This window comes from Streptomyces torulosus (assembly GCF_001419765.1).
GTDB lineage: Bacteria > Actinomycetota > Actinomycetes > Streptomycetales > Streptomycetaceae > Streptomyces > Streptomyces torulosus.
The window spans coordinates 1-4,435 of sequence record NZ_LIRK01000404.1; the positions used below are offsets into that span (position 1 = coordinate 1).

The 4,435-nt window shown below is 72.0% G+C and carries 2 protein-coding genes; both read right to left on the reverse strand.

Translation table 11 applies throughout. The features are described from left to right. Positions 1-181: 181 nt before the first annotated feature. Positions 182-2,905 (reverse strand): sensor histidine kinase, encoded by a 2,724-nt coding sequence (locus AOK23_RS26755; protein WP_169800335.1) that lies wholly within the window; start codon positions 2,903-2,905, stop codon positions 182-184. Between the two features lie 267 nt (positions 2,906-3,172). Further along, on the reverse strand, positions 3,173-4,357 hold the full coding sequence (locus tag AOK23_RS26760; RefSeq protein WP_055715189.1) for an NAD(P)/FAD-dependent oxidoreductase: 1,185 nt from the start codon (positions 4,355-4,357) through the stop codon (positions 3,173-3,175). Positions 4,358-4,435 lie beyond the last annotated feature (78 nt).

Sequence of the window (4,435 nt, forward strand, 5' to 3'; positions counted from 1 at the left end):
AGCGGATCTCCGGAATCCGCTCGACGAGTCCGTCCAGGAGCCAGTCCAGCTGGGGACCGGGTTGTACCTGCTCAGTCATTGCTGAATGTTCCTCACAGTTAGTCGGCGCCAGGGGAAGCGCCGGTCAGGTGGCGCCATTGGGGGGTTGCGCCGAGGGGTGGGGCGCCGGGGGGAGCACCCGTCAGGTGGCGCCGGGGCCGCGCGGTGGTGCCTGCCGGTCGTCGTTGCCGCCCGGCCCGCCCGGCTCGGAGAGCCGGGCCCGCTTCAGCCCCTGCTGTATTGCGATCATGGCGCGCGCCGAGGCGTCGGGGGAGAGCCCCGCCTCGGTGTCGCCTTCCCGCAGACCGTCCGCGGCTTCCTTGCGGAGCTGCTGTGCGAGGCTCGCACCCCGGGTCCGCTGGGGCAGGACCTGGGGTGTGGTCAGGGGACCGGAGGAGGTGCCCCGGCCGGACGCGGCGGGGGAGGAGTGCCCGGTCATGGCACCCGACCCGGAGGTGGCGGGCCCGAGCCCGGCACCGCCTCCGCTTCCGTACTGGGGTGCGCTTCCGGTCCCGTACTCCGTTCCGGCGCTCGTCCGGGTGCCGGAACCGTACTCGGATCCGCCGCCGTATCCGGCGCCCGGACCCTGGTGTGCCGCGCCGGCCGTGCCGCCACCACTGGTCATGGTGGTGAGCGGCGCGGTGGTCTGCCCGGCGGGCGCGGTGTGGTGCGTGGCGGGCTCCTGCGGGGGAGCCCAGTCGGTGGTGCCCGCGGACGGGGGCATCAGGGGCGCCGATTCGGGTGGCAACAGACCGGCACCTCCGTAATCGGGGAATCCGCTGTGGTCCGGCATCCGGGTGTCCGTCAGCAGGTTCCCGGGAGCCGCCAGTGGGTCGGCGCCACCGGAGACGGCACCGGCGCCCACCCCGGCGAGCACTCCGGCACTCTGCGGCTCGGACACGTCGGAGACGGCCCGCCCGCCGAGCCCGCTGTGCTCGCCGCCACCGGAGGACACCGCCGCCATGTTCGACGCGGCGGCCGCCGACGTGAGCTGGTCGAGGACCGGCGAGTCCACCTCCTCCAGGAGGTCCGCCGGCAGCAGTACGACGACGAGCGTGCCGCCGTACACCGACTCGCGCAGCTCCACCTTGATGTTGTTGCGCTCGGCGAGCCGCGCCACCACGAAGTGCCCGAGGCGCGGGTCCTCGCCCAGGGCGGTCATGTCGAGCTTCGGCGGGTGGGCGAGGAGGTGGTTCGCCTTGTGCCGCAACTCCTCCGGCACACCCAGGCCGTGGTCCTCGACATGGATGGCCAGGCCCTTGGCGACCTTGGTGGCGCTGACGAACACCTGGGTGTCCGGCGGCGAGAAACTGGTGCCGTTCTCGATGAGTTCGGCGAGCAGATGCGTCACGTCCGACACGGCCCGCCCGGTCAGGGCGAGCCGGCGGTCGGCCGGCTGGTTCTTGATCTTGACGCGGGTGTACGCCTCGGTCTCCGCGACCGCGCTGCGCATCACATCGGTGATGGAGACGGGCGCCGTCATCCGGCGGGTGGGCGGCGAACCGGAGAGGATCACCAGGTTCTCCGCGTGCCGGCGGACACGGGTGGCGAGGTGGTCGACCTTGAAGATGTCCTTCAGCAGGTCGGAGTCCTCGTGCTTGCGCTCCAGGTCGTCCAAGAGCGAGATGAGGCGGTGGATCAGGATCTGCGTCCGGCGGATCAGCTGGGCGAAGACCTTCTCGGAGCCCTCCCGGCCGAGGCTCTGGCGGACCGCGCTCTCGGCGGCGACCCGCCCCAGGTGCTCGATGGCGCCGGCGAGCCGCTCCATCTCGTCCGCCGAAGGCTGGCGGCCGGCGGCGAGGGACTCGGGTTCTATTCGCTCGCCACGCTCTATTCGGGCCAGCAGCTGCGGGAGCCAGACGTCCGACAGCTCCTCGGTCCTGCGCTGGAGGTCGGCGATCCGGCGGAGTGTGGAGCGCCGGCCGCGGGAGGCCAGCAGGGCCCCGGCGGTCAGCGCGATCAGGGTGGCGGCGGACCCCAGCAGGGTGGCGAGGAGCAGGTCGTCGGCCCGTTCCGAAGCGGCGTCGGCGACGCCCCGCACGGACTCGGCGCCCAGCGACTGGAGATCGCCGATGACGCCCTGGCTCGCACCGGGCCAGGTCGGTGCCTGCCGGGGCAGGGCGGTGCCCTCGCCGTTGGTCATGGCGTCCTCGACGACGCCGATGGTGGTCCACTGCGCGCTGTCGGTGATCTCCCCGTAGGAGGCGGCGCCGCCGACGGGCAGATCACGGGCGTTGAGCGCCGCCCGGATCTCCTGCTGGATCGCCAGGTACTGGGAGAACCGGGTGCGCGCCTGCGGGGTCAGCTTCCGCGAGGGCAGCGCGCCGGAGATCAGCGCGTCCTCGCGGGAGAGCATCTCGGTGAGCCGTACGACCGCCGTGGTGGCCTCGGCGGAATGGGCGCGGTTTCCGTCCTCGCTGCTCACGGCCGCGCCGAACAGGTTCACCCCGGCCTGCACGGCACCGGTGAAGTACTGGAAGGCGCCGTCGCCGTCGAGTTCCCGGTCGTCGATCGCGGAACGCCGGTCCGCCAGGTCGTCCAGCGCGTCGTCGAGCTTCTCCGCCAGGTTCCGCAACCGGTGGGTGTCGAGCGCGGACATGGACGCCTTGCGGTACGAGGTGACCGCGGCGTCCGTCTTCTCGCGGGCCGCGTCCAGCTTCGAACGGTCCGACCCGGCCCGGCTCGTCTGCCACACGGCCGTGAGCCGGCGCTCCTCCTGGAGCCGGGACAGCACGGTCTGCGCGGGCGCGGCGACGGAGGTGGCCCGGTCCGACTCGGCCCACAACTGGATCTGCTCGTCGACGAGTCCGGCCGCCGTGTAGCCCCAGATTCCCGTGGCGAGGACCGCGGGGACGACGAACGGCACGACGAACGAGTACCGGAGGGATGTGCGAGAGGCGGACCGATGACGTGTCCGCCGGTCGCGGGTGCCTGGCATCTGATTCCTCGTACGACAGCGAAAATCCGATGGCGGTCAGGGGTGGCGCGTGTTGCCCGACATCCCCCCTGTGCGCCGACTTGACACGCCGTCGGCAAATGTCAGCGGCCGTGGGGAACCGTATCAGGCCCCATGCCTGACCGTCAGCATCCGCTTGACCGCAACCAACTGCTCATGGGGATGAGTTGACGAAGATCACAAAAGGGCGAGCAGCTTGGGGGTGTACAAGGCGCTCGCCGTGCCGATACCGGCCACCGTGTCGAAGTAGATGGACGTCAGTTCCGGGTCCTGTCGCACGGCCCGCAACAGGGACAACCGTTGCTCGTGGGGCTCCAGTCGGGCAACCCCCAGGGTCGCTTCGTACCCTGGAGTGAGAGCGGCGTCACGTTCCTCGGCGTACGCGTCGAGCGCCGTGTCGAGGGCCGCCGGGTCGCCGCCGAGACGGGGACCGGCGTGCTTCGCCAGGGATTCCGCTTGTTGAAACGCGTCAGTGATGCCGCGGGCGGTGATCGAGTCCTTGTGGTGGCCGGAGTCCCCGACCAGCGCCCAACCGGGCCCGGCCGCCCGTCGGAAGAAGTTCCGCTGGTCGCCCGTTCCGCGCAGTCGCTCCACCGGCTCCCGGCCCGCGATCCGTTCGTAGAGGGTGGGCGCGGTGGTGCGGACCTGCTCCCGGTACGCCGAGCAGGCGTCGGAGCGGATCTCGTCGAAGCGGGCCTGCGGGAAGTAGGCGAGGACGAGGGTCGCGTCGTCGTTGGTGGCGACGGCCGCCACCCAGGACCCGGTGCTCTCGTACAGCTCCAACGACGCCGGCACATCCGTGTAGTAGGCGTAGTACGCGCAGGTCAGCCGCTCGTCCTCGAGGGTGAACGGGGCCTTCGCGAGGTCGGCGACGGTGGAGCGCATACCGTCGGCGCCGACGACCAGGCGGGCGCGTTCGCTGAAGGGCCGTCCGTCGTGTCTGCCCTCCACACCGACGACCCGGCCGGAGGTGTCGTGCAGCAGGCCGGTGACCACGCACTTCTCCCGGTACTCGACTCCGGCCGCGACCGCCGCCTCCACCAGGACCGGGTCGAGGACCCGGCGCCGGGGCGCGTACGCGGCGCGCTGTCCCTCCACACCGCGGGCGCAGCCCTCCAGCCGTATGTCCGCCACCTCGTAACTCACCCGGTCGAGCGGTGGGCAGCCGGTGGCGCGGACGGCGTCGAGGAGGCCCCAGCGGGCGAGGGCGGCGACCCCCGGCTGGTGGATGAGGTGGGTGGACAGGGTGTCCGAGCCGAAGGCCCCCTTGTCGAGCAGGAGGACGCGGTGGCCGGCGCGGGCCAGCAGCATGGCGGTCGGGGCTCCGGCGCAGCGCGCCCCTACCACGATGGCGTCGAACATGTGGGCCTCACTACATAGGTGAATGTCGGAAGGGGAGTGGACGGGCCGGCGGTGGGGGTGGGGGTGCCGAAGAGCGGG